Origin of the sequence: Achromobacter sp. Marseille-Q0513 (assembly GCF_018195695.1) — a bacterium.
GTDB lineage: Bacteria > Pseudomonadota > Gammaproteobacteria > Burkholderiales > Burkholderiaceae_B > Achromobacter.
Window position 1 is genome coordinate 1 of the sequence record NZ_JAGTJY010000617.1, and the last position, 368, is coordinate 368.

Genomic DNA, 368 nt, shown 5'->3' on the forward strand with positions numbered 1-368 from the left:
TGTCAGCGAGGACGCGGCCTCCTGGAGCCGAGGCGTGCTGGTGGCCGACGCCTGGCGGCTGGACGACTTCCTGGCCGAGCTGGGCCGCTACCGGCCCGGCCTGCTGCGCTGCGACCCCGCCGTCGCGGACCTGCGCGTGAGCGGCGTCTTCCCGCTGCGCGATACCGACCGGGCGCTGCACAACCTGGAACGCGGCCTGCCCGTGACCGTGGTGTATCGGACGCGCTACTGGGTGACGCTGCGGCCGGCGGACTGAACGCGGCGGTTACAAAATTTCCGACGACCCGATTGAGGATCCGGCCATCTCGTCCGGGATACAGGGACTTCCCTCCACTTCCCGCACGCAAGCAAGGCACGGAACCATGTCC

Annotated in this window: 1 pseudogene; it reads left to right on the top strand. The window is 69.8% G+C overall.

Going from position 1 to position 368, the window contains the following annotated elements:
- Positions 1-256 (top strand): annotated as a pseudogene (locus KDH83_RS32010) (iron dicitrate transport regulator FecR); the annotation flags it as partial.
- Between the last annotated feature and the right edge of the window lie 112 nt (positions 257-368).